Origin of the sequence: Bacillus sp. FSL E2-0195 (assembly GCF_038003645.1) — a bacterium.
Taxonomy (GTDB): domain Bacteria; phylum Bacillota; class Bacilli; order Bacillales; family Bacillaceae_G; genus Bacillus_A; species Bacillus_A mycoides.
Window position 1 is genome coordinate 5,125,240 of sequence record NZ_JBBOPN010000001.1, and the last position, 25,215, is coordinate 5,150,454.

Here is a 25,215-nt window from a genome sequence, read left to right on the forward strand (position 1 = left end):
TTTTCCCTTTACTTAGTGGTTACATACCTTTTTGAGTCTGCAACAATGTTTTGTAAAAATTCTTCATTTGTCTTTGTTTGACGAAGTTTACGTAAGAAGCCTTCAACAAAGTCTGGTGTATCACGCATTGTTTTACGAATACCCCACAGCTTGTCTAAATGTTCTTTCGGAATTAATAGGTCTTCTTTACGCGTACCAGAGCGACGAATATCAATCGCTGGGAAGATACGGCGCTCAGCTAATGAGCGATCTAAGTGAAGTTCCATATTTCCAGTTCCTTTAAACTCCTCGTAAATTACATCATCCATACGAGACCCTGTATCAACAAGCGCTGTTGCTAAAATCGTTAGGCTACCGCCCTCTTCGATATTACGCGCAGCCCCAAAGAAACGCTTTGGTCTATGAAAAGCAGCAGGATCAATACCACCCGATAAGGTTCTACCACTTGGCGGAATAACAAGGTTGTAAGCACGCGCTAAACGGGTAATACTATCCATTAAAATGACAACGTCCCTTTTATGTTCTACAAGACGCATTGCACGCTCTAATACAAGCTCCGCTACTTTAATATGATTCTCTGGCACTTCATCAAAAGTAGAACTTACAACATCACCTTTAACAGAACGTTCAATATCTGTTACTTCCTCTGGACGCTCATCAATTAAAAGTACAATTAATTCTGCTTCCGGATGATTTGTTGTGACACTGTGTGCAATTTCTTTTAACAGACTTGTTTTACCAGCCTTTGGAGGCGCAACAATTAAACCACGTTGTCCAAATCCAACTGGTGCGATTAAATCCATGATGCGTGTCGGTAACTTTTTCGTTTCCGTCTCCAATTTCATTTGGCGATCTGGGTATAACGGTGTTAATGCAGGGAAATGTACACGCTCTTTTGCTGAGTCTGGATCATCTCCATTTACAGCTTCAACTTGTAGCAATCCAAAATAGCGCTCATTTTCTTTCGGAGGTCGTACTTTACCAGAAACCTTATCTCCATTACGTAAATCGAAACGACGAATTTGCGAAGCCGAGATATAAATATCTTCTGAGCTTGGAGAATAATTGATAGGACGTAAGAATCCAAATCCTTCTGATTGAATAATTTCTAATACGCCTTCCATGAAAAAGAAACCTTCTTTTTCTGCTCGAGCTTTTAAGATAGAGAAGATTAGCTCTTTTTTCGTTAACTTGCTGTAATACGAAATCTTAAATTCCTTCGCAAGCTCGTATAACTCTTTTAATTTCATGTTTTCTAATGCTGCAATTGACAAATTCATTCAGACACCACACTTTAACTTTATTCTCTTTTCACATGGGTAAAGGGAAAAATACGGAAGGCAAATAAATAATAATGAAAGGCAATAAGTTCAAGTAGGATAATATTCACTATTGTAACCCTTTTATCTAGTTTTAATCAATACGTTGAAACACAAATACAAGAAGCGAAGACAAGAAAATTTGTCTTCGCCTTTTCATATTTCTTTCTTTTTTCTACTCACCTGATTTTAAGGCAGAATAGATAAGGCATTTCTGCTTTTATTTAATCCAGTTCCAGCGGCTAGAATGGTCGGTGGTTTCGCTTCTTCCTGCGAGGCAAAAAGCGCCTCTTCGTCAGGAGTTTGAAGTGTCCTGCGATTCTAAACGAGCCGCTTACGCTTTTTACTTAATCCAGTTCCAGCGGCTAGAATCTCCGGTCATTTCACTCTCTCACTCGAAGCAAAAAACGCTTCAAGGTCGAGAGTTCCAATGCCCTGCGATTCTAAACGAGCCGCTTACGCTTTTTATTTAATAACCAAATTCGGTTTTTTATTTAAGCTATGGCGGCCGTCTACGAAGCGTACTGTGCCTGATTTTGCACGCATAACAAGGGATTGTGTTGTTCCGACGCTACCTTTAAATTGAACGCCTCGTAATAGTTCTCCGTCTGTTACACCTGTTGCTGCAAAGATTGCATCGTCACCTTTTACTAAGTCTTCCATACGAAGGATACGATTGATATCTTCAATACCCATTCTTTTACAACGAGCTAGTTCAGCTTCGTTTTGAGGTAAGAGCTTCCCGTGAATTTCTCCACCTAAGCATTTTAATGCGACCGCAGCTAATACACCTTCAGGTGCTCCACCAGAACCGAATAGAATATCTACACCAGTACGGTCAAATGCTGTATTGATTGCTCCAGCTACATCTCCATCGTTAATTAATTTAATACGAGCACCAGCTTTACGAATTTCTTCGATAATTGCTTGATGACGTGGACGGTTTAAAACTGTCGCTACAACATCTTCGATATCTTTATTTTTCGCTTTCGCAACTGCACGTAAGTTGTCGATAATAGGTGCGTCAATATCAACTGCACCAACTGCTTCTGGACCAACCGCTATTTTATCCATGTACATGTCAGGAGCATGTAACAAATTGCCGTGATCTGCAATTGCAATAACAGCAAGCGCATTCCAGCCGCCAGCCGCTACGATATTTGTCCCTTCTAAAGGATCAACTGCAACGTCTACGCGTGGTCCATATCCTGTACCCAATTTTTCTCCGATATATAGCATTGGCGCTTCATCCATTTCACCTTCGCCAATTACAACTGTACCTTTCATCGGAATTGTATCAAATACATCACGCATAGCTGATGTTGCTGCACCATCTGCCTCATCTTTTTTTCCGCGCCCCATCCAACGCGCTGATGATAATGCTGCAGCCTCTGTTACACGTACTAACTCCATAGATAAACTTCTTTCCACGATAATCCCTCTCCTTTAAGTCTTTATATTTCTGCCGTATTTTGTGAACCTTGTTTTTCTATAAAGTATACTTCCGTTAGTAGTGATTCTTCGCTCCCCATTAACGGAAGTATCACCACCTTATCCCGATTGGTGAGGGTTAATAATCGGCGTGGGATACCCCATACTGATTAAAGTTTCACTTTATGCATTCTTCATTTCTTCAATTTCTTGCTTTGTCATTTGTTCTCGCCAAATGTTTGCACCAAGCCCTTTAAGCTTGTCTACTATATTTTCGTAACCTCGATCAATATGATCAAGTCCCGTTACTTCTGTAATGCCATCTGCCATTAAACCCGCAATAACAAGGGACGCACCAGCTCGTAGGTCACTCGCTTTCACCTTCGCACCTTGCAATAAAACCGGTCCAGTCACAATTGCTGAACGGCCTTCTACTTTAATTTGCGCGTTCATACGGCGCAATTCATCAATATGCTTGAAACGTGCGCTGTAAATTGTATCAGTTACAACTCCTGTTCCATGCGCTTTTGTTAAAAGCGTTGTAAACGGCTGTTGTAAATCCGTTGGAAACCCTGGATATACAAGCGTTTTTACATCAACTACTTTTAACCTTCTATTGCCGTTCACTGTAATTTGGTCATCGTTCGTTTCAATTTGAACACCAGCTTCTCTTAGCTTCGCAGTAACGGATTCTAAATGCTGAGGAATAACATTATCAACTGTTACTTCTCCTCCTGACGCAGCCCCTAAAATCATATACGTACCAGCTTCAATACGGTCTGGAATAATAGTGTGGTGACAACCGTGCAGTGAATCCACACCATCAATTCGGATTACGTCTGTACCAGCACCTTTAATACGTGCTCCCATACTCGTTAACAATGTAGCTACATCAATAATCTCTGGTTCTTTCGCTGCATTTTCAATAACAGTTCTACCTTTCGCTCGTACAGCCGCTAGCATAATATTAATCGTAGCTCCTACACTAACAACATCTAAATAAATACGTGCCCCACGTAGTTCGTCTGCTCTTAAATAAATGGCACCTTGTTCATTTGTAACATATGCCCCTAACGCTTCAAACCCTTTAATATGCTGATCAATCGGTCGTGGCCCTAAATGACATCCACCTGGAAGCCCAATAACAGCTTTTTTAAAACGGCCAAGCATTGCACCCATTAAATAATAAGAGGCGCGCAATTTTTTCACTTTTCCATTTGGTAAAGGCATCGCAACCATGTTAGAAGGATCGACTACCATCTCTTCTTCCTGCCCATAAGTTACTTTCCCTCCAATTTCCTCTAGTAAGTCTCCTAACATTTTCACGTCCGAAATATTAGGAACACCGCCAATAGTTACTGGAGTATCTGCTAAAATTGTCGCTGGAATTAGTGCAACAGCACTGTTCTTTGCACCACTCACACGAATCGTTCCATTTAAAGCTCTTCCGCCTTCAATTAGCAACTTTTCCATATTGAGCTCCCTTCTTGTGAATGTATTTATCTTCTACTTCTTTATAAGAAGTAGAAGATTCCCCCTTAAGAATCTCAATCACTCTTTCCATCCTGAAACTCAATAAGTAGAAAACCATCACCTGTAGCTCCCCTGCTGTACAAATAGATGAAGATTAACTATTCATCGAATCAAATTACTCAATTCAGATACTTACCACATTTATTAATAGGACTATGCACATTATTTTCTATATTTGCAAACCAAAAATTCACTTTATAAAATCTTTAGACTTGTTCGCGCTTTCATTATACAACGAAAGGAAACCGTCTAAAAGACTAGACGGTTTCCAAAACGGAATTTTATTCTTACGCTTTACCGTTAGAACCGAACTCACGCATTTTACCAGCAACAGTTGCTTTGATAGCGTCGCGGCCAGGTCCAATATATTTACGAGGATCGTAAACTTCTTGGTCTTTGTTTAATGCTTCACGAACAGCTTTTGTAAACTCAATTTGGTTCTCAGTGTTTACGTTAATTTTTGAAGTACCTAGAGAAATAGCTTTTACGATATCAGCAGTTGGGATACCAGTACCACCGTGTAATACTAAAGGTACGCCAGTGAAGTCACGAACTTGTTCCATTTCAGCGAATCCTAAGTTAGGCTCACCTTTGTAAGGACCGTGTACAGAACCTAGAGCTGGAGCTAGGCAATCGATACCTGTTGCTTCAACAAGGTGCTTACACTCTGCTGGATCAGCGTAAATTACGCCTTCAGCGATGATGTCGTCTTCTTGTCCGCCAACTGTTCCAAGCTCAGCTTCAACAGATACGTTACGAGCGTGTGCGTATTCTACCACTTTTTTAGTAGTTTCAACGTTTTCATCGAATGGGTGGTGAGAAGCGTCGATCATTACAGATGTGAAACCTGCATCAATTGCTTCTTTACATTTTTCGAAGCTTGAACCATGGTCAAGGTGAATCGCTACAGGAACAGAAATGTTCATTTCTTCGATTAAAGCTTTAACCATAGCTACAACTGTTTTGAAACCAGTCATATGACGAGCTGCACCCTCAGATACACCTAAGATTACAGGAGATTTTTCTTCTTCCGCAGCAGCTAAGATAGCTTGAGTCCACTCTAAGTTGTTCATGTTGAATTGACCAACTGCGTATTTTCCTTCTAGTGCTGTGTTTAGCATTTCTTTCATAGAAACTAAAGGCATGGTGAATCCTCCTAAAAAACGTTTTTTGTATCCGATAAATTCTTATCGCTGGTAGTATGACCAGAATAAGGTAAAATATGTATATTTACATACCGGACTTCTTTCTACACTCAATAGGATAACAACTTGTACTCAAAAACTCAACTGTATTCACCTGCTCAATAGTCCATGTAAACGCTTTTTTCCATATTTTTTATAAAAAATTCATTTTTTACGCCTCTACAGCAAGCTGATCTCTCACTGCTTGACGAATCTCATCAATATCAAACGGTTTAGCAAAGTGCATTAAAGCTCCTAAATCTTTCGCTTCTTGAATCATATCCAATTCTCCATAAGCAGTCATTAAAATCACTTTAATACTCTCATCAATTTCTTTTACATGTTTTAAAATCTCTATACCATCCATACCTGGGATTTTCATATCTAACACTACTAAATCCGGATTATCTTTTTTCACGATATCTAAAGCTTGAAATCCATTCGCTGCTTGGAACGTCTGATAACCTTCTTTTTGGAACACTTCATGCAATAAAACACGAATGCCATATTGATCATCAACGATTAAAATTTTCCCTTCCATAACTCCCAACCTTTCTGTGTAAGTACAAGATTTAAAGCTTCTTATATCTTATCGGTTTATTTTCGCTACTCTTTGCCAAATCCCTTCCTATTCTTTCTTATTTTACCGTTTCCTATTTTGTTATGCCACCCTACTATTTCCCCTTTCCAAAAAAAATAAGCTATAATGAGAACCAGCTAACACGAAAGAAAGGAGCAACAACATGTTAAAAATTTTCTCGACTCAATTAAGTGGATATTTCTCCAAAATTTCTCAAAAAGAGGAAATGAATATAGAAGATAGCGCTCGTCTACTTGCCCAGGCGTTAGTTGGCGATGGCTTCATTTACTTGCATGGTACAAACGAAATGGAAGGTATTGTTTCAGAAGCATTATTTGGCGCCGAACCAATGAAACAAGCAAAACGTTTAATAGAAAACGGTGAACCGGCGGCAGTGACTTCTGCGGACCGCGTACTTCTTATTAGTCGTTTTTCGACAGATGAAGAAATTATAAAAACCGCGAAAAAACTTCATGAAGAAGGCCAATCTATCGTTGGAATCTCGGCTATTCAAGAAGGTGTTGAATCACTGGAACAATATACAGATGTACATATTGATACAAAGCTGTTAAAAGGTCTTATTCCAGATGATGAAGGTAACCGCTATGGGTTCCCAAGTTTAATTATAGCTTTATTTGCTTATCACGGATTGAAATTTACAATTGATGAAATGTTAAACGAATATTAAAAAAAGCGCCCTATTTCAGGCGCTTTTTTTTATTACTTGCTCTCTTTATTCGTAATAGAAGCACTTACGAAGTCATGGAACAATGGTTGTGGACGGTTTGGACGAGATACAAGTTCTGGATGGAACTGTGCTGCCACGAACCAAGGGTGATCTTGTAATTCAATAATTTCCACTAGACGACCGTCTGGGCTTGTACCAGAGAATACAAATCCTGCTTTTTCCATATCTGGACGGAATTGATTGTTGAACTCATAACGATGACGATGACGCTCATATACAACCGGCTCATTGTAAGCATTGTAAGCATTTGTTTCTTCAGCAAGCTTACATGGGTATAGACCAAGACGAAGTGTACCACCTAAATCTTCTACATCTTTTTGTTCTGGTAATAAATCGATAATTGCATAAGGTGTGTCAGGATTAATTTCAGAAGAGTTAGCTCCTTCTAATCCTAATACGTTACGTGCAAATTCGATTGATGCAAGTTGCATACCTAGGCAAATTCCTAAGAATGGAACTTTGTTTTCACGAGCATATTGAATTGCAACGATTTTACCTTCTACACCACGATCGCCGAAGCCACCTGGTACAAGGATACCATCTGTGTCGCCAACTAATTCTTTTACGTTCTCTGCTGTTACGTGCTCAGCATTTACCCATTTCACTTCTACATCTGTGTCGAATGAATAACCTGCATGACGAAGCGCTTCTACAACAGAAATGTATGCATCTTGAAGCTCTACGTATTTACCAACAAGAGCGATTTTTGTTTTCTTAGAAAGGTTACGTACTTTATTAACTAGCGCAGTCCAATCTGTCATATCTGCAGCTGGATTGTCTAACTTCAAGTGATCACAAACGATTTGGTCCATGTTTTGTTCTTGAAGAGATAATGGAACCGCATATAAAGTATCTGCATCGCGTGCTTCGATAACTGCTTTTGTATCGATGTCACAGAATAATGCAAGCTTGTCTTTCATGTCCTGAGAAACAGGTAGTTCTGTACGAACAACGATAATATTTGGTTGAATACCTAAGCTGCGAAGCTCTTTAACGCTATGTTGCGTTGGTTTTGTTTTCATTTCACCCGCTGCTTTTAAGTACGGGATTAACGTACAGTGAATGTACATTACATTGTCACGACCGATGTCGCTCTTAATTTGACGAATTGCTTCTAAGAATGGTAAAGACTCGATATCACCAACAGTTCCACCGATTTCTGTAATAACAACGTCGGCATTTGTTTCGCGACCAGAACGATATACACGTTCTTTAATTTCGTTAGTAATGTGAGGAATAACTTGAACTGTTCCTCCTAAATATTCACCACGACGCTCTTTTTGAAGAACTGAAGAGTAAATTTTACCTGTTGTTACGTTGCTGTATTTGTTTAAGTTGATGTCGATAAAACGCTCATAGTGACCTAGGTCTAAGTCCGTTTCTGCACCATCATCTGTTACGAATACCTCACCGTGTTGGTAGGGGCTCATAGTCCCTGGGTCTACGTTAATGTATGGATCAAACTTTTGAATAGTTACGTTTAAACCACGATTCTTTAAAAGTCTTCCAAGAGATGCTGCTGTAATACCTTTACCTAAAGACGATACTACACCGCCTGTTACAAAAATATACTTAGTCATGAAAATACTCCCTTCTACTTCGTTGTTATATAATCACCGTTGCAAAGCGCAACGTATGTAGATAACACTGTATCTATCTTATTGTTAGGCTCTTTTTATTTTCTAAACAAAAAACAAAAAAGAAAATTGCTCCCCTCATCACATAAAGTAATAAGTAGGGAGCAATTTTCTTTTATATTTACACTTTAAAAGTATTATCGTCTTTTTTTAAAGAGCCCAAAAATGATTCTACATGGACGATAATGAAAAGTCAAGAACTACCGCTCTTCCTCTTCTTCTTCTTCAGTTTCATCATACTCAAGTTCTTCTTCTGCGAAGTCTTCATTATCTTCTTCTAAATCATCAAGATCATCATCTTCATCGTCTGCGTCTTCGTCTTCAAGAACTTTGTCCAAATCTACTACATCTTCTTCTACTTCTTCTGCTTCTTCTTCTTCTTCTACATCATCTTCTTCAATGTAGTCGTCAAAACCGTCTTCTTCAACTTTGCGTTTCTTCTTCGGTTTTGGCTGAGGCAGAATTTCTTCATCAATTTGCTCATATGGGTACCAGCTACGTAGCCCCCAACGATTTTCTCCTAAATTAATGAAACGTCCATCGATGTTTAAATCTGTATAAAATTGTGCGAGTTTCGTATTAACTTGCCCTTGAGATAGTCCCAGCACTTGAGCGATTTCTTGAACCAACTCGTTGAATGTCGTTGCTTGTCTTTTATTCCCTAAAACACTATGTACAACTTCAATCATTGAACATTCTTTTAGCTCTTCTGGTGAATATTGCTTAAAACCCACTTATGCGGCACTTCCTTTCTTCAAATATAAGCTTATATATAACGGTCTGCTTAAAAAAATCCATACTATTCATTATAAACAAAAGTCGCACAAATATGCTACAAAAAAAACGGGAAACTTTTATCCCGCTATTTACGGGCAATAAAATTATAATTTGTCCATTCTTTATTTCGGAGACATATGTGCTCCTTGCAGTACATACCTAATTTGCATTTCTGTATATTCTTCGAGAGTATACAGTTTTTGCAGGGCCCAACGTCTAAATCCCCACATTTGTCCTTGTATGAAAATATTATGTGCAAGAAGCTGTATTTCCTTTTTATTTAGTGTAAATGTCCCATTTTCCGTACACTGCTCTAAAATATCCTCAAACATCCCGACCATTTGAAACTCTTTTTCTAATACATATGGGAGTGATTCTTTCGGTAAAAAACGTACCTCTTGATACATAATTAATACTTCTTCTTGCAATTCATCCATCACTTTAAAATAATTCATTATCGCTATCTTTAAGCTTTCTATACTTCCCTTCTCTGTACACACTACTTCCTCTAACCGCTCTTTTACATGTTCATAAATACTATCACAAACTAAATATAATACATCATCTTTTGTGCGAATATACTCATAAAGTGTTCCGATACTAAATCCAGCCGCTTTCGCAATTTCTCTCGTTGTTGTACGTGGGAATCCTTTTTGCTTAAACAGCTGCACCGCACCTTTAATCATTTGTTCACGTCTTAACGCAACTAATTTTTCATCTTTCACTGACGCATGTACATTATGTTTAACCATCCCTTCACCTCTCTCTATTATTTTTGGAAGTAAAAAGCGTAGGAAAATACCTACGCTTTTGTTCCTACTTCGTTAACATACGAGAAATTACAAGCCTTTGAATCTCTTGTGTTCCCTCATATATTTGTGTAATCTTTGCATCGCGCATATAACGCTCTACTGGATAATCTTTCGTATAACCATAACCACCAAATACTTGTACCGCTTCAGTCGTTACCTTCATCGCTGTATCACCTGCAAATACTTTTGACATCGCTGACTCTTTCCCATACGGAAGCCCTTCAGATTCAAGCCAAGCCGCTTGATATGTTAAAAGACGCGCTGCCTCTACATCCGTTGCCATATCCGCAAGTTTAAAGCCAATTCCTTGTTGCGCCGCAATTGGCTTCCCAAACTGATGACGTTCTCTTGCATATTCTACAGAAGCATCTAAAGCGGATTGTGCAATACCGACTGCTTGTGCCGCAATACCATTACGGCCACCATCTAATGTCTGCATCGCAACTTTAAATCCTTGGCCCTCTTCCCCTAGTAAATTCTCTACAGGAATACGGCAGTCTTCAAATATAATTTCAGTTGTTGGCGAAGAACGAATTCCTAGCTTGCTTTCCTTCTTCCCAACCGAAAATCCTAGCGTATCACTCTCCACAATAAATGCACTCGTGCCGCGCTGCTTCGAATCAGGATCTGTTAATGCAAAAACAACATAAATATCAGCAATACCGCCATTTGTAATAAAAATTTTCGAACCATTTAAAATGTAATGGTCTCCATCTCGTTTTGCAGTCGTCCTCATTCCACCAGCATCTGATCCAGAGCTTGGTTCTGTTAAGCCATATGCACCAATTTTCTTCCCTTCAGCCATTGGGCGCAAAAACTTTTGTTTTTGCTCTTCCGTTCCAAATTTAAAAATTGGCCATCCAGCAAGTGAAGTATGTGCAGACAACGTTACACCTGTAGAAGCACAAACGCGGGATAATTCTTCAACGGCAATTACATACGCCAAGTAATCGCTTCCAATTCCGCCGTATTCTTCAGGCCACGGAATACCGGTTAAACCAAGCTCTGCCATTTGATCGAATAAAGCACGATCAAATCGCTCTTCCTCATCACGCTCTGCTGCTGTCGGTGCTACTTCATTCCTTGCAAAATCCCGAACCATTTTTCTTATCATTTCATGTTCTTCTGATAACTTAAAATGCATTCCCGTCTCCCCCTCTGCCTTTTTATAAAGCTCGACTAATTACAAGCTTTTGTATTTCGCTCGTTCCTTCATATATTTGCGTGATCTTCGCATCACGGAAAAATCTTTCTACTGGATAATCTTTCGTATAACCGTAACCGCCAAATACTTGCACCGCTTCAATCGCAACTTCAACGGCCGTCTTAGAAGCAAATAATTTCGCAATAGAAGCTTCTTTACCGCATGGTAACCCTTGTGCTCTTAGCGATGCCGCTCTGTATACAAGTAATCGCGCTGCTTCTACGCTAGTCGCCATATCTGCAAGTTTGAATCCGATTCCTTGCTGCGCCGCAATTGGCTTGCCGAATTGCTCGCGCTCTTTCGCATAATCAATCGCACATGCAAGCGCCGCTTCCGCGATTCCTAATGCCTGTGCTCCGATCCCAATTCGCCCAACATCTAAATTCGCCATTGCCACCTTAAATCCTTGTCCTTCTTCACCAAGTAAATTCTCGGCCGGTACTTTCATATCTTCAAACGTAAGTTGCACTGTACGAGAACCAAGAAGACCCATCTTATGCTCATCTTTTCCAATGATTAAGCCTGGTGTATCTTTCTCTACTATAAATGCTGAAATCCCGCTTTTCCCCGCATCTGGATTTGTAGACGCGAAGACGATATATGTACTTGCTTCACCACCATTTGTAATAAAGACTTTCGATCCATTAATGATGTAGTGATTGTCTTTCTTTACAGCTCTTGATTTCAAACTACCTGCATCTGATCCTGCATTCGGTTCTGTTAGAGCAAATGCGCCTAAATATTCACCCGTCGCCAATTTAGAAACATATTTCTGCTTCTGTTCTTCTGTTCCGAAGTATAAAATCGGATTCATTCCAACTGACGTATGTACAGCTAAAATTACACCAACCGTTGCACTTACCTTTGAAATTTCCTCAATTGCTAGAATGTAAGAAATAAAATCCATTTCTGCCCCGCCATATTTTGCAGGCGCTGGAATACCCATTAGTCCAAGCTCACCCATCTTTTGCAAAATCTCTTTCGGGAACACCCCTTGTTCCATACTAGGAACAAAGGGAGCTATTTCCTTCTGTGCAAAATCTCGAACCATTTTCCTCATCATTTGTTGCTCTTCAGTAAAGTGAAAATTCATGTACTTCGCCTCCGTTTGCTATATATCTTTTTAACAATCTGGTAAGACCACTACTTCAATAAAGGGAGGCCTTTATTCGTAAACGTAGAAACCACGACCCGTTTTACGTCCTAACCATCCTGCATTCACATACTTACGTAATAATGGACATGGGCGATATTTACTATCTCCTAATCCTTCATGCAACACTTCCATAATGTATAAACATGTATCTAAACCGATAAAGTCAGCTAACGTAAGAGGTCCCATCGGATGATTCATACCGAGTTTCATTACTTCATCAATCGCTTCTTTCGTCGCTACTCCTTCGTATAACGTATAAATCGCTTCGTTAATCATCGGTAATAAAATACGGTTCGATACAAACCCTGGGAAATCATTTACTTCAACTGGCACTTTCCCGATTTTTTTCGTAATATCCTCAATCGTTTCGTACACTGCATCATCTGTAGCTAAACCACGAATAATTTCAACGAGTTTCATAACTGGAACTGGATTCATAAAGTGCATGCCGATTACTTTCTCAGGACGTTTCGTTACCGCTGCAATTTCCGTAATTGGTAACGATGACGTATTCGTCGCTAAAATTGCGTGTTCTGGAGCGATTTCATCTAAATTCGCAAAAATTTTCTTTTTAATATCCATTTTTTCAACAGCTGCTTCAATAATAAGATCAGCTTCTTTGACACTATTTAAATCGAGAGTCCATGTAAGACGATTTAAAGTCGCATCTTTCTCTTCTTCCTTCATACGGCCTTTTTCTACTTGGCGGGCTAAATTTTTTGAAATAACAGCTAGCCCTCTATCTAATTGCTCTTGCTTTAAATCTTGCACTTTCACATCATAGCCTGCCATTGCACACACTTGTGCGATACCTGAACCCATTTGCCCTGCACCAATTACAACAATCTTTTGTACACTCATTTTTTCTTCCCCCTTAATTGTTAATAAACTATATATCTTCTAATCTTAATTAGTGAACTTCAATCATCACTGCATCACCTTGACCGCCACCGCTACAAATAGAAGCAATTCCAATTCCGCCGCCGCGCTGCTTCAGTGCATGGATAAGTGTAACGATAATACGTGCTCCGCTCGCTCCAATTGGATGCCCCATTGCTACAGCACCGCCATTTACATTCAATTTTTCCGGATCGATCCCTGCGATTTCTGTACTTGCAATTGCTACAGCCGCAAATGCCTCATTGATTTCAAATAGATCTATGTCTTCAATTGTCTTACCTGTCTTTTTCAGCAATTCATTAATTGCATAACCTGGCGTTCTTGGGAAATCCTTCGATTCTACCGCAATCGCCGTATGCGCCAAAATTGTCGCTAATGGTTTTCTTCCTTCTTGCTTCGCTCTGTCCTCGCTCATTAATACAAGTGCAGCACCGCCATCATTTAGTCCCGGAGCATTACCTGCTGTCACCGCTGACGTCTTATCAAATACAGGCTTTAATTTCGCTAATTTTTCAATCGTTGTATCCGCGCGTGGTGCCTCATCCTTAGCCACGACGATAGGATCGCCTTTTCTTTGCTGAATTGTTACTGGTACAATCTCCTCTTCAAAACGCCCTTCTTTATGTGCCGAAACCGCACGTTGATGGCTACGATATGCCCATTCATCTTGTGCTTCGCGAGAGATTCCATCTTCCTTCGCAACTTCTCCGCCATAAACACCCATGTGTATACCTGAAAATGCGCATGTTAAACCGTCTGCAACGTTTAAATCAATAACTTCGTTGTTACCCATTCTGTATCCCCATCTTGCCCCTCGTAAAATGTAAGGGCTGTTACTCATCGATTCCATTCCACCAGCTACAATCAGTGATTGATCACCAGTACGAATAATTTGATCTGCTAACGTAACTGCGCGAAGCCCTGATGCACAAACTTTATTTATTGTTTCTGTCTGCACTTCCCAAGGAATGCCGGCCGCTCTTGCTGCTTGGCGTGATGGAATTTGTCCTTGCCCTCCTTGGATAACCGTTCCAAATATAACTTCTTCAACATCACTAGCGGAAACATTCGCTCTTTCAAGCGCTGCCTTAATTGCGATTCCTCCAAGCTCTGTTGCTTTCACGTCTTTTAAAGTTCCTCCAAATTTTCCAACCGGTGTTCTTGCAGCACTTAAAATAACTGTTTTACTCATGTTTCTTTCCCCCATTTCTTTTTTTAGCACCGAGCGCTCGCTCGGTATCCTTGCGCCTAGAAGAGGTGCAATTATTGCACCTCTTTCTAAATTTGAATGCATTCCTACAAACTACATTGCTTCTTTCTTCTGTCCGATAACTGAGCGTTCTAAAATCTCTGTTACGTCCAAAGTTTGAACTGTTTCTTCAACTTCTTTTGCTTTCGTGCCGTCACTAATCATCGTTAAGCAATACGGGCATCCTGTACCGATAATTGACGGCTGTACAGCTAGCGCTTGTTCTGTACGAGCAACGTTAATACGAGAACCTGTCGTTTCTTCCATCCACATTAGGCCGCCACCCGCACCACAGCACATTCCCGTTTCACGGTTACGCGCCATTTCTACAAGGTTTACACCTGGAATTGCTTTTAGAATATCGCGCGGCGCTTCGTATACTTCGTTGTATCTTCCTAAGTAACAGGAATCATGGTACGTAACTGTCTCTTCAATAGAATGGACAGGTTTTAAACGACCTTCCTTCACCCACTGGGCTAGTAATTCTGTATGATGATAGACTTCTGCTTGTAAGCCAAAGTCCGGGTACTCATTTTTAAAAGTGTTATAAGCATGAGGGTCAATCGTAACGATTTTCTTCACTCCTGCTTTTTCAAATTCTTCAATATTTTTAGTCGCCATTTCCTGGAATACAAATTCATTTCCAAGGCGGCGCGGTGTATCACCAGAGTTCTTTTCCTTATTACCAAGAATTGCGAATGAAATGCCTGCTTCATTCATTAGCTTCGCAAATGATATCGCAATCTTCTGACTGCGATTGTCATACGAACCCATGGATCCGACCCAGAATAAGTATTCAAACTCTTCGCCAGCTTTTGATTTCTCCTTTACAGTTGGAACTGTTACTTCATCGTCACCTTGGCGCCATGTTTCACGCTCTTTACGGTTCAGTCCCCACGGATTACCTTGACGCTCAATGTTTGTCATTGCACGCTGCGCTTCCGCGTCCATTTTTCCTTCTGTTAAAACGAGATAGCGGCGTAAATCAATAATTTTGTCAACATGCTCATTCATAACTGGGCACTGGTCCTCACAGTTACGACACGTTGTACATGCCCAAATCTCTTCTTCTGTAATAACGTCTCCGATTAAACTTGGGTCGTACGCTAGCGCTGTAGCCGCTGATTCTTGTTGTCCTTTTCCAGCTGCCATCATCGCTAACTGATTTCCTTGTGTATTATTAAAAGCAACAACTGGAACCCACGGTGCTTTTGATGTTACCGCTGCTCCTTTATCAGTTAAATGATCACGAAGTTTTAAAATTAAATCCATCGGTGATAACATTTTCCCTGTTCCTGTTGCCGGACACATATTTGTACAACGACCACATTCGACGCAGGAATATAAGTCGATAAGTTGATTTTGTCTAAAGTCTTCAATTTTACCAACACCGAATGTTTCTTGTGTTTCATCTTCAAAATCAATTTTTTCAAGTTTTCCCGGATTTGAAAGACGACCAAAAAACACGTTAACTGGTCCAGCAATTAAATGCGCATGTTTTGATTGTGGAACATAAACTAAAAACGTTAACAAAATTAGTAAATGCACCCACCAAGAGAAATAGAACACTGAAATGGCTACGGTTTCATTTAATCCCGAGAAAACGTAAGCGATTGCAGAAGCGATAGGTTCACTCCATGAAAGCTCCTCGCCGTGCCATATAATTCCCATCCCATTACCAAGTAGCACAGAAATCATTAAGCCACCAATAAAGATAAGAACAAGGCCTGATTTAAAATTACGTTTCAAACGAACAAGCTTTTCAATATAGCGTCTATGAAAAGCCCAAAAGACTGCAATTAAAATAACGAGTGTGACAATTTCCTGGAAGAATGTAAATGCAGGGTATAGTGGTCCAAGTGGAAGATGCGATCCTAGTGCAAGTCCTTTCCAAACGAAGTCAATTGCTCCAAATTGGACAAGAATAAATCCGTAAAAGAACATAACGTGAATGATGCCGCTCTTTTTATCTTTCAGCAGCTTTTTCTGACCGAAAACATTGACCTTAAGAAGATCCCAACGCTCTTTAAAACGACGGTCAAATTCAATCTTTTTTCCTAATTGTATGTAGGCCATCCTTGTTCGTATAAGATATACAAACAAATACCCCGCATAAGCAATAACAGCAATGGCAGCCAGCCAATTAATGATTAGTAAGCTATTCATTTTATGCTACCCCTCTCTTTGTAAGCTCTCTTTCTTTTTTAGAATCTTCGAAAATATATAATTTTCTGAATTATATCCCCTATTCCCATTATATAATGAGTGAGCATTCAGTCAACAGTTTTTTGTTATACAACAACACATTTTTTAATAAAGCTGTTTATTTCGGTGAAACTATAAAGTGAAACTTTAATCAGTAGGGAGCTGTTTATTCCCTACTGATTATTAGTCCTCACCAATCGGGATTTTACGGGCGGTCCGAATCCAAACCAACTTCTTTGCTTTAACCCAATTTCGAGGTGGGAGTCTTACTGCCCGCAAATAGCGGGATACAGTGAAATTTTGATTTGTAAAAAATTGATGGTGAAAAGACCGTGAAGGAGGGAATTTACTTATGTTTTTCTTATCTCTCTTGTTATTAGGCAGCGCTCTCTGGATTACAATCGACCTTTCATATGGGAGAATTGTTCATTTAAAGCGTGTACGTTCTCGTTCTTTCCCTTTACGTCAAAGTGATTTTCGCCTTTATACATACGGAAATGATCTATACGATGCTCTCTTTACTGATATAAAACAAGCTAAACACCATGTGCACGTTTTATTTTTTATTGTAAAAAACGATGATATAAGTCGTACGTTTTTAAAGTTACTTATCGATAAAGCACAAGAAGGAATTGAAGTAAGACTTTTACTCGACCGGTTTGGAAGTCATTATTTATCAAAAGAAGCGATTTACTCGCTACAAAAGCATGGTGTCTCTTTTTCATTTTGTCATAAAGTGAAATTTCCTTTTCCTTTCTTTTCTGCAAATCAAAGAAACCATAGAAAAATTACAGTTATTGACGGGAAAATTGGTTATATTGGTGGATTTAACATTGGCGAAGAATATTTAGGGCATAATCAAAGGTTAGGGTTATGGCGAGATTATCATTTACGTCTTACAGGAGAAGGGATACAAGATTTACAAAAACAATTTTTACATGATTGGCTCGACGATACAGACCAAAATTTATTAGATTCATCTCTTTATTTTCCTATGCAACAACCAGGGACCATTCTACATCGTTTCATCCCTACTGATGGTGCCTATTTACAAAATACATTTTTACATTTAATCGAAAGCGCGAAAAAAGAACTCTTTATCGGTACACCATATTTTATTCCTGGAAAAAAAATTATGAATGCATTATTAAAAGCGCGAAAACGTGGGGTTCAAATAACTATTCTCGTTCCACAAAAAGCTGATCACGCCCTCGTTCGAGAAGCAAAATTCCCATATTGCCGAAAGTTAATACAAGCTGGTTGTGATATTTACGCTTTTCAGCAAGGATTTTTCCACGCAAAAATTATTATAGTAGACGATCATACTTGTGATATCGGAACTGCTAATTTCGATATGAGAAGTATATATATTAACCATGAAATCAATTGCCTTTTATACGATAAACATTTCATACAAGAAGTAAAACGTAAATTCGAGGAAGATTTGGAACGCTCCTTATTACTTTCCTTTGAAGATGTCAATCCCCTCTCCATTATCGATAGAGGAAAGGAATGGATAGGAACGATACTCGCGTTCTTTTTATAGAGAAATTTCAAGGGCCAAGGAGGTGCATCACATATGATAATTCGATTTGGATATGTCTCACATGCTACGGCATTATGGGACTGTTCGCCTGCCAAAACAATGACATTTACAAGCTGGAAAAAGCTAAAAAAACAAGAGCGTGAAGATAAATTATATAATGTTACACTGCAAAATCTAGAACACACAATACGCATCCTTCATTACAATATTGCACACGAAATTCCATTATATCGTTTATCATCTTCTATCGTCCCGCTTGCAACACATCCTGAAGTTGAATTTGATTACATTCAAATATTTGCTCCACTATGGCGTAAAATAGGAGCATTAATTCAAGAACACAATTTACGCGTAAGTTTTCACCCAAACCAATTCACACTATTTACAAGCGACAAACCACATATTACAACTAATGCAATTACAGATATGACCTATCATTATAACGTGTTAAATGCTATGGGAATTGCAGATTCTTCCTACATTAATATCCATGTAGGTGGCGCGTATGGAAATAAGGAAAAGGCAATCGAACGTTTTCATGAAAATATACAAAAACTTCCATACCATGTAAAAAGACAAATGACTCTTGAAAATGACGATAAAACATATACAACTTCTGAAACTTTGGCTATTTGTCAAAAAGAGCAAATCCCTTTCGTGTTCGATTATCATCACCACATAGCGAACCTTTGTAATGAACCGCTAGAAGAATTACTTCCTATGATATTTAAAACTTGGTCACATACAAATGTCCTTCCTAAAGTTCATATTTCTTCTCCTAAATCCGTAAAAGAATTTAGGGCTCACGCAAATTATATTGATTTAGAGTTTATTAAACCCTTTTTACACATTACAAAAAAAATTGACCATGATTTCGATATTATGATTGAAAGTAAACAAAAGGATTTAGCACTTCTTCAGTTAATAGATGAAATCTCTTCTATAAGGGGAGTGAAAAGAATAAAAGGCGCAACAATACAATGGTAAATTGTAACGTTGCGCTATTTTTTTCAAAAAGTATTTCTTATAGTAAAAAAGCTCCTGTTTTATATGCTATTATTTAAATTAGCATTTTCCCCCTGTGATTCAACTTTATTGAAACGGAGCCATTATATGATCAATCAAAAAAAATATGTACAATTTGTCATTATGTATATTATTATATTTTCTCTTTGGATATTCCTTATCCCTAAGGACTTGAATATAAAAGAAATTGGAATTCTCTTCTTATTTTGTTTTGCTGCACTCTTTTCTTGCTATTGCTTATATAAAGCAATTAAGAAGATGAAGCACGGTGACAAACTATTTTGGGTTCTAGTACTATGCACTTGTATATGTGGATTAGCTATGGAGATAACTTTATTTCTTCATTCACTTTCTATATATGATCAAGTCATATTCTCATATAAGGCATTGCCTTTCTTCATCATACAATATATTTTGCTCTTTTCTGGCTTTGCTATAAAGTTTATAAAACATTACTCTATTAGAGGCCTTGCTCAATTTTCATTCGATAGCATCTTTATTGTTATTATGAATATTTACTTTACCTTAACCTTTATTTTAGACATTTCAAGCTTTCGTATGTTAACAACAGATACATGGGTTTTAATTGGATATTTCATTGCACAATCATTAGTAATTTACGCCGTTATTAGCTTATATAGAAGAGAACAGTATTCTTCTAGTAGAATCTCATTAATTGTCGGCTTCACTATCATACTTGTTTACGGATATATACACCTGTTCCAGTTAAGATCAGGAATGGAAACTTCTTCTGAAGTCTCTTATTTAATACATACTGCTTCAATTTTATTAATCGGTTTATCGTCCATACTATACATTTTAGATAAACCAATGCAACATGAAACTAAGACTAAATATTATCGATTCGATTATGTACGCTTTATATTACCTTATTTTAGTATAATCATTACTTTTTCCTTTATTGTCATTCAACCTTGGGATGATAAGTTCATGTTAATCGGTCTCGTATTATCACTTATCTTATTATTCTTACGACAACTTTACATGTGGAAAGATAATCAAGTATTAATCGATACGTACGAACAGTTGACTACACAACTAGAAGGTAAAGTTGAAGAAGGCGCATCTGCACTATCAAAAAGTGAACAACGTTATAAATCTTTATTCGAGGATCATCCTGATGCTGTTTTTTCTTTAAATATGAACGGGATTTTTCAACAATCTAATAAGGCTTGTGAAAGTTTATTTACAGCCTATTATTGTGAAGTAACAAGCTATTCTCTTCAACACTTCATTGATCCACAAGATCATGAATTATTGAAGAAATCTTTACAAATTACAAAAGAAGGTAGACCACAAACTCTAGAAATTCGTACAAAAGAAAAAGAAGGCTATTATTATCACCTTCACATTACATTCATCCCGACTTTTATAAATAAAGAAGTTGTTGGGATGTTTGGTATCGCACGTGATATTACAACTTTATATGAAAAACAAAAGCAAGTAGAGCATATGGCTTTCCATGATGCACTTACAGGACTACCGAATCGACGGAAATTCGAAAAAGATTTAAAAACGATTTTAAATCTAGCTCAAAACAACACTAATGACGTTGCGGTTATGTTCCTCGACCTAGATCGATTTAAAAAAATTAACGATCGACTCGGCCATGATGTCGGGGATTTATTATTAATTGAAGTAGCAAAAAGATTACGTGGATGTTTACGTTCAAAAGATATCGTTGCCCGCCAAGGCGGAGATGAATTTACGATTCTATTACCAGATATGTACTCTGAAAAAAGTGCTTCTTTTATAGCTGAACAAATTTTAACTATCTTAAATAAGCCTTACTTTATTAAAGATGAAGAACTTTCTGTTACACCGAGTATCGGAATTGCAATGTACCCTGACTATGGAACCGATGTAACCGAATTAATGAAAAATGCAGATATGGCTATGTATCGAGCAAAAGCAAATGGAAAAAACAGATTCGTTTTCTTCTCAAAAGAAATGAGTATTGCGCAAAATGAAATACACTTCCTAGAAGGTGAGCTTTCAAAAGCACTACAACAAAATGAATTTTTCCTTGAATACCAGCCACAAGTAAACACAAAAACAAAACAAATTATCGGTTTCGAGGCGTTAATTCGTTGGAAACACCCAAAACTCGGAATTGTATCACCTGCCCAATTCATCCCTCTAGCAGAGGAGACAGGATTTATTATTGAACTTGGTAATTGGATTTTACGTACAGCCTGCTTAGAAGCAAAGAAGTGGCATAACCAAGGGTTTTCTCACTTAAAGGTTGGTGTGAATTTATCTGTTGTTCAATTTAACCGTTCAGATTTAATCCCAACTATTTCAAAAGTCTTGGAAGAAACCGAACTAAAACCGGAAGCACTAGATATTGAGATTACGGAAAGTATCGCGATTAATCAAAATCATTCTGTAATTGCTAAACTAGAAGAACTTCAAAATCTCGGTATTCAAATTTCAATTGATGATTTTGGAACTGGTTATAGTTCTTTAGCTTATTTAACGAAATATCCAATCAATACATTAAAAATTGCTCGAGAATTTATTTGTGGAATTACAAATAGCCCTTTAGAAGAAGCCATTATCGCTTCCATTATTACGCTATCAAAAGAATTAAATTTAGAGGTTATTGCGGAAGGTGTAGAAACAGAAGAACAATGGAAGTTTTTACACGAGCAAAACTGTGACCACATTCAAGGATTCCTCTTTAGCAAACCTGTTTCTAGTAAAGACGTTTGGAGGTTACTCCACAAAAAAACAACCGTCTAAGTAAGACGGTTGTTTTTTTAATGTTCAAATGGTAAATCTGAAGCTAATTGTACCTCTTGATCATTATGAGAAATTACTTGGCTTTTCTCTAAAGCTGTATCTGTTAATGAAATACCCCATGCCATTGCTAACGTTAATAGACTACCAATAAGTAGTTTTTTCATATTCCATCACCCACATCGTTTTCTTTTAATATATCATGAAAATTTATCCACAACTTATGCAATTATGCATACCCATTTTTTGGATATTTAATTACTTTTTGTGGATGTAACTTACGAAATATACCACTATACATATTCCAAATCATTTTAATTTAAATACTTCTTTTTTTTTAATAACGTCTCTTTGTAAGAATGTAAATCTAATAAATCAAAGAAGAAAGACGCTTTTTTATACACTTCTTTAATATCATCTGATGAATACTCTAATTTCTCAAGACACTCGCCCTTTTGATAATACAATTGACCGATTAATTCCATACTTCCCATATACCGAGAAGCTTCAATCGCTTCATTTACTTGATACAATGCCTCTTCAAACTGATCACTCAAATATAAAGCTTTTGCATAATTGTATCGAACCTTAACTGTGAATGCCTCATTATTATGTAGCGATTCTAACCGTTCTAAAATAGCTCGAAATGAAGTTATTGCCCTATCTAATTGATTATTTTCTGCACAAATACTTGCAATAGAATTTTCAATATATAAATTTTGAAATACATCTATCCCTCCGTATGATTGATGTACAATTTTTTTCAACTCTAAAATGCAATATTCAAAATTAATTTTCTGTAAAACATATGCAGATAAGTAATAGTACCAAAGAAGAAACTGATTAAATTCTGGATGAAACTTTTCTTTTTTTAATTCATTTGAAACAATGCTATAAATTTCAGCATATTGTTTCTTCTTACTCAACATTTGAATTCTATCTTTAAATAGCTTTTTCCTCTCAATATCGGAATAAATGAGTACCTCATAAAAATGAATAATGGGAACTTGTAATTTTGCTGCTATACCTTGCAGTATATCCATACTTGGGTATACCGCGCCCGATTCAATTCGGCTCACTTCCGATTGATGACATACATTATCGGAGAGTTGTTTCTGTGTTAATCCTCTCATTACCCTAATTTTCTTTATTTCACTTCCTAATTTTTCTGCGTGCATACTTACTCACCATCCCATTATAACAATCTAATTTTTTTAAGTTGTCATACCACTACAATAATGTGAATTCGACAATTTTTGATATGAAATAATGCATAATATATATAAAATTCGGCAAATTCCTCATACAATTCATCTCACATACACAATACAAGATTAGGAGTGTTATAGATGAATTATAGAAAACTTGCTAGTGCTTTCGTTACATTCGGTCTTCTTTGTCCTTTATCAACAGAAGCTATTCACGCTCAAGAATTAGATAAAAATGAAGTGAAAGTTGAAATTGCTCAGCCTGGTTTAACAATCGGAAAATTAACACAACCTCAAAACGATACAAAAGAGAATATTGCTAAAAAGTATTTAAAAGGTGAGGTAAATGGGGCTAAAGCTCAACAAGAGCAAGTTACTACTGAAAAGAATGTCGATTTTCAACCTACAAATAAAGAAACAAAAGAAAATCAAACCGAATTACGCCTTGCACAAACATACAAAAATTATAAAGTATATGGTCAAGATCTCATTGTAAAAGTAGATAAAAATGGAGTAATTACAACTGTTAGTGGTAAAGTTGCCCAAAATTTAGACCAACAACTTAATCTTACTATAACAAATTTTTTGTCGAAAAATGAAGTAAAATCTAAATTACGCAATATACTTCAAATTCCAAGTGATGCGACAGAAACAGAATTTTCTAGCGAAACGGTAGTTTATAAGAAAAAAGATGGCTACTATACATACGCAACGGTCCTTACATTTACTTATGAAAACAATGAACAAGTTATAAACGGAAATGCAATCATGGACTTACAAACTGGTGAAGTACTTTTCCAAGAAAAGTTTATTAAAAATAAAGAGAATAAAACTATTAATCAAGTAACAGCACCTAAACTATCACCAGCGAAAGAACAAGGAACTGGGAAAAATGCGCTACAAGAAAATGTATTATTTAATATTGCGAAAGGCTCTGATGGAAAATTTTATTTAGCTGATCTATCCCGCGGAAATGGTATTTATATTTACAACGCAAACTACGCTGATTCCCTTGGTGGCGATAGCCAAGCTGGTTATCCAGGGACACTTATTTCAAGCGATAACTCTAACTTCTTAGATAAAGAAGCAGCTGGTGTTATGAAAAATATGAGTGATATTTACGACTATTTTAAGAAAGAACATAATCTGAAAAGTTACGATAATAAAGACTCAAAAGTTGTTGCTAGCGTCCACGGATTTGATTCTACTGAAGTTAGTGATGGTGTAAAAGAAAACTATGTAAATGCATTTTGGCATCCAGGTTGGAATCAAATGGTCTTTGGTGACGGGCTAAATGGAAAATTAACCTCTGCTCTTGACGTAACAGCTCATGAATTTGGACATGCTGTATTTAGTGGTACGACAAAAAATAAAATTGTGCGATATCCAAGTGCTGAAACATCTGCGCTAAATGAAGGTCTAGCAGATTTTTGGGGTACACAAATAGAATATTACGTAAAGAAAGATAAAGGAAATTGGATTATGGGTGATACGTTAGGTGGTCTAACAATTCGTGACATCCCAGGGGAAATTGGTGACGGCGGCAACAAACTATACACAAACTTAAAAGATTTCTATAATGATGGAAATGATCAAGAATCTCACGTGAATTCTGGAATTATCAGCCATGTATTATATCAATTAGCTGAAGGTAAAACGTATAACGGTATATCTGTTCAAAGACAAGGAAATGAAAAAGTAAGTAAAGTTGTTATGCGTGCATTGCAAAACTACGCAACTTCAGCAGAAGATTTTGAATCACTTCAATCTCACATTGTACAAGCTGCAAAAGACTTATATGGTAATATGACAGCAACAGAATTCGAAAAGGCTTTCCAAGCACATGGATATAAGGCTCTAGCAAAAATTAGTAAAGTAGTAGAAGTACAACAAGGAAAATAAGCAAAAAAGAAGTTTACCGATTATAGGTAAACTTC

20 protein-coding genes are annotated in these 25,215 nt (G+C 37.5%); 5 read left to right on the plus strand and 15 right to left on the minus strand.

Going from position 1 to position 25,215, the window contains the following annotated elements; translation table 11 throughout:
- Nucleotides 1-8: 8 nt before the first annotated feature.
- The 5 genes from rho to spo0F all read right to left on the minus strand — a co-directional run bounded on the left by rho (nucleotide 9) and on the right by spo0F (nucleotide 6,008).
- Nucleotides 9-1,280, minus strand: a complete 1,272-nt coding sequence (gene rho, locus MHH59_RS26635; RefSeq protein ID WP_002016308.1) for a transcription termination factor Rho — start codon at nucleotides 1,278-1,280, stop codon at nucleotides 9-11.
- 504 nt (nucleotides 1,281-1,784) lie between these two features.
- Nucleotides 1,785-2,750 carry a class II fructose-bisphosphatase gene (gene glpX / locus MHH59_RS26640; protein WP_002016310.1) on the minus strand — a complete coding sequence of 322 codons (966 nt, stop codon included), beginning with the start codon at nucleotides 2,748-2,750 and terminating at the stop codon, nucleotides 1,785-1,787.
- Between the two features lie 183 nt (nucleotides 2,751-2,933).
- Nucleotides 2,934-4,223 carry a UDP-N-acetylglucosamine 1-carboxyvinyltransferase gene (gene murA, locus MHH59_RS26645; RefSeq protein WP_002034893.1) on the minus strand — a complete coding sequence of 430 codons (1,290 nt, stop codon included), beginning with the start codon at nucleotides 4,221-4,223 and terminating at the stop codon, nucleotides 2,934-2,936.
- A gap of 347 nt (nucleotides 4,224-4,570) precedes the next feature.
- The gene (locus tag MHH59_RS26650; RefSeq protein ID WP_002016312.1) at nucleotides 4,571-5,428 is read right to left on the minus strand and encodes a class II fructose-bisphosphate aldolase; all 858 of its coding nucleotides are present in this window, start codon (nucleotides 5,426-5,428) and stop codon (nucleotides 4,571-4,573) included.
- Between the two features lie 211 nt (nucleotides 5,429-5,639).
- On the minus strand, nucleotides 5,640-6,008 hold the full coding sequence (gene spo0F / locus MHH59_RS26655) for a sporulation initiation phosphotransferase Spo0F (protein WP_000398592.1): 369 nt from the start codon (nucleotides 6,006-6,008) through the stop codon (nucleotides 5,640-5,642).
- A gap of 202 nt (nucleotides 6,009-6,210) precedes the next feature.
- On the opposite strand from spo0F, the gene MHH59_RS26660 reads away from it, so the two are divergent.
- Nucleotides 6,211-6,735, plus strand: coding sequence for a DUF2529 domain-containing protein (locus tag MHH59_RS26660; protein ID WP_002034892.1), 525 nt, complete (start codon nucleotides 6,211-6,213; stop codon nucleotides 6,733-6,735).
- 32 nt (nucleotides 6,736-6,767) lie between these two features.
- On the opposite strand, the gene pyrG is transcribed toward MHH59_RS26660, so the two are convergent.
- The 8 genes from pyrG to MHH59_RS26700 all read right to left on the minus strand — a co-directional run bounded on the left by pyrG (nucleotide 6,768) and on the right by MHH59_RS26700 (nucleotide 16,696).
- On the minus strand, nucleotides 6,768-8,375 hold the full coding sequence (pyrG, locus tag MHH59_RS26665; RefSeq protein WP_002016314.1) for a CTP synthase: 1,608 nt from the start codon (nucleotides 8,373-8,375) through the stop codon (nucleotides 6,768-6,770).
- Nucleotides 8,376-8,632: 257 nt separating this feature from the next.
- Nucleotides 8,633-9,166, minus strand: a complete 534-nt coding sequence (gene rpoE, locus MHH59_RS26670; RefSeq protein ID WP_016096482.1) for a DNA-directed RNA polymerase subunit delta — start codon at nucleotides 9,164-9,166, stop codon at nucleotides 8,633-8,635.
- A 165-nt stretch (nucleotides 9,167-9,331) separates the two neighbouring features.
- Entirely contained in the window at nucleotides 9,332-9,961 is a 630-nt protein-coding gene (locus MHH59_RS26675; RefSeq protein WP_002034889.1) for a TetR/AcrR family transcriptional regulator, read from the minus strand.
- A gap of 64 nt (nucleotides 9,962-10,025) precedes the next feature.
- Nucleotides 10,026-11,165, minus strand: a complete 1,140-nt coding sequence (gene acdA / locus MHH59_RS26680; RefSeq protein ID WP_002016320.1) for an acyl-CoA dehydrogenase AcdA — start codon at nucleotides 11,163-11,165, stop codon at nucleotides 10,026-10,028.
- Between the two features lie 22 nt (nucleotides 11,166-11,187).
- Nucleotides 11,188-12,318, minus strand: a complete 1,131-nt coding sequence (locus MHH59_RS26685; RefSeq protein WP_340852812.1) for an acyl-CoA dehydrogenase — start codon at nucleotides 12,316-12,318, stop codon at nucleotides 11,188-11,190.
- 72 nt (nucleotides 12,319-12,390) lie between these two features.
- On the minus strand, nucleotides 12,391-13,242 hold the full coding sequence (locus tag MHH59_RS26690; RefSeq protein ID WP_002016322.1) for a 3-hydroxybutyryl-CoA dehydrogenase: 852 nt from the start codon (nucleotides 13,240-13,242) through the stop codon (nucleotides 12,391-12,393).
- Nucleotides 13,243-13,291: 49 nt separating this feature from the next.
- Nucleotides 13,292-14,575: an acetyl-CoA C-acetyltransferase gene (locus MHH59_RS26695; RefSeq protein ID WP_078203580.1), complete on the minus strand. Its 1,284-nt coding sequence runs from the start codon at nucleotides 14,573-14,575 to the stop codon at nucleotides 13,292-13,294.
- 9 nt (nucleotides 14,576-14,584) lie between these two features.
- Nucleotides 14,585-16,696: a heterodisulfide reductase-related iron-sulfur binding cluster gene (locus tag MHH59_RS26700; RefSeq protein WP_340852814.1), complete on the minus strand. Its 2,112-nt coding sequence runs from the start codon at nucleotides 16,694-16,696 to the stop codon at nucleotides 14,585-14,587.
- 391 nt (nucleotides 16,697-17,087) lie between these two features.
- On the opposite strand from MHH59_RS26700, the gene cls reads away from it, so the two are divergent.
- From cls to MHH59_RS26715, 3 genes are all read left to right on the plus strand, one after another.
- Nucleotides 17,088-18,281, plus strand: coding sequence for a cardiolipin synthase (gene cls / locus MHH59_RS26705; RefSeq protein ID WP_002143887.1), 1,194 nt, complete (start codon nucleotides 17,088-17,090; stop codon nucleotides 18,279-18,281).
- A gap of 33 nt (nucleotides 18,282-18,314) precedes the next feature.
- Nucleotides 18,315-19,268 carry a UV DNA damage repair endonuclease UvsE gene (uvsE, locus tag MHH59_RS26710; RefSeq protein WP_002130079.1) on the plus strand — a complete coding sequence of 318 codons (954 nt, stop codon included), beginning with the start codon at nucleotides 18,315-18,317 and terminating at the stop codon, nucleotides 19,266-19,268.
- 126 nt (nucleotides 19,269-19,394) lie between these two features.
- Nucleotides 19,395-22,073 (plus strand): DUF4084 domain-containing protein, encoded by a 2,679-nt coding sequence (locus MHH59_RS26715; RefSeq protein WP_340852817.1) that lies wholly within the window; start codon nucleotides 19,395-19,397, stop codon nucleotides 22,071-22,073.
- Between the two features lie 17 nt (nucleotides 22,074-22,090).
- Here MHH59_RS26715 and papR read toward each other — a convergent pair whose 3' ends face one another.
- Nucleotides 22,091-22,237: a quorum-sensing peptide PapR gene (gene papR, locus MHH59_RS26720; RefSeq protein WP_000734740.1), complete on the minus strand. Its 147-nt coding sequence runs from the start codon at nucleotides 22,235-22,237 to the stop codon at nucleotides 22,091-22,093.
- Nucleotides 22,238-22,384: 147 nt separating this feature from the next.
- Nucleotides 22,385-23,248: a helix-turn-helix domain-containing protein gene (locus tag MHH59_RS26725; protein WP_002130082.1), complete on the minus strand. Its 864-nt coding sequence runs from the start codon at nucleotides 23,246-23,248 to the stop codon at nucleotides 22,385-22,387.
- Nucleotides 23,249-23,419: 171 nt separating this feature from the next.
- On the opposite strand from MHH59_RS26725, the gene MHH59_RS26730 reads away from it, so the two are divergent.
- Entirely contained in the window at nucleotides 23,420-25,180 is a 1,761-nt protein-coding gene (locus MHH59_RS26730; protein ID WP_012262054.1) for a M4 family metallopeptidase, read from the plus strand.
- Nucleotides 25,181-25,215 lie beyond the last annotated feature (35 nt).

Excerpts from the sequence above, each read along its gene's own strand:
- rho (WP_002016308.1), bottom strand. The coding sequence starts at position 1,280 with ATGAATTTGTCAATTGCAGCATTAGAAAACATGAAATTAAAAGAGTTA.
- murA (WP_002034893.1), bottom strand. The coding sequence starts at position 4,223 with ATGGAAAAGTTGCTAATTGAAGGCGGAAGAGCTTTAAATGGAACGATT.
- MHH59_RS26650 (WP_002016312.1), bottom strand. The coding sequence starts at position 5,428 with ATGCCTTTAGTTTCTATGAAAGAAATGCTAAACACAGCACTAGAAGGA.
- spo0F (WP_000398592.1), bottom strand. The coding sequence starts at position 6,008 with ATGGAAGGGAAAATTTTAATCGTTGATGATCAATATGGCATTCGTGTT.
- MHH59_RS26660 (WP_002034892.1), top strand. The coding sequence starts at position 6,211 with ATGTTAAAAATTTTCTCGACTCAATTAAGTGGATATTTCTCCAAAATT.
- pyrG (WP_002016314.1), bottom strand. The coding sequence starts at position 8,375 with ATGACTAAGTATATTTTTGTAACAGGCGGTGTAGTATCGTCTTTAGGT.
- MHH59_RS26675 (WP_002034889.1), bottom strand. The coding sequence starts at position 9,961 with ATGGTTAAACATAATGTACATGCGTCAGTGAAAGATGAAAAATTAGTT.
- acdA (WP_002016320.1), bottom strand. The coding sequence starts at position 11,165 with ATGCATTTTAAGTTATCAGAAGAACATGAAATGATAAGAAAAATGGTT.
- MHH59_RS26685 (WP_340852812.1), bottom strand. The coding sequence starts at position 12,318 with ATGAATTTTCACTTTACTGAAGAGCAACAAATGATGAGGAAAATGGTT.
- MHH59_RS26690 (WP_002016322.1), bottom strand. The coding sequence starts at position 13,242 with ATGAGTGTACAAAAGATTGTTGTAATTGGTGCAGGGCAAATGGGTTCA.
- MHH59_RS26695 (WP_078203580.1), bottom strand. The coding sequence starts at position 14,575 with ATGCATTCAAATTTAGAAAGAGGTGCAATAATTGCACCTCTTCTAGGC.
- MHH59_RS26700 (WP_340852814.1), bottom strand. The coding sequence starts at position 16,696 with ATGAATAGCTTACTAATCATTAATTGGCTGGCTGCCATTGCTGTTATT.
- cls (WP_002143887.1), top strand. The coding sequence starts at position 17,088 with ATGTTTTTCTTATCTCTCTTGTTATTAGGCAGCGCTCTCTGGATTACA.
- uvsE (WP_002130079.1), top strand. The coding sequence starts at position 18,315 with ATGATAATTCGATTTGGATATGTCTCACATGCTACGGCATTATGGGAC.
- MHH59_RS26715 (WP_340852817.1), top strand. The coding sequence starts at position 19,395 with ATGATCAATCAAAAAAAATATGTACAATTTGTCATTATGTATATTATT.
- papR (WP_000734740.1), bottom strand. The coding sequence starts at position 22,237 with ATGAAAAAACTACTTATTGGTAGTCTATTAACGTTAGCAATGGCATGG.
- MHH59_RS26725 (WP_002130082.1), bottom strand. The coding sequence starts at position 23,248 with ATGCACGCAGAAAAATTAGGAAGTGAAATAAAGAAAATTAGGGTAATG.
- MHH59_RS26730 (WP_012262054.1), top strand. The coding sequence starts at position 23,420 with ATGAATTATAGAAAACTTGCTAGTGCTTTCGTTACATTCGGTCTTCTT.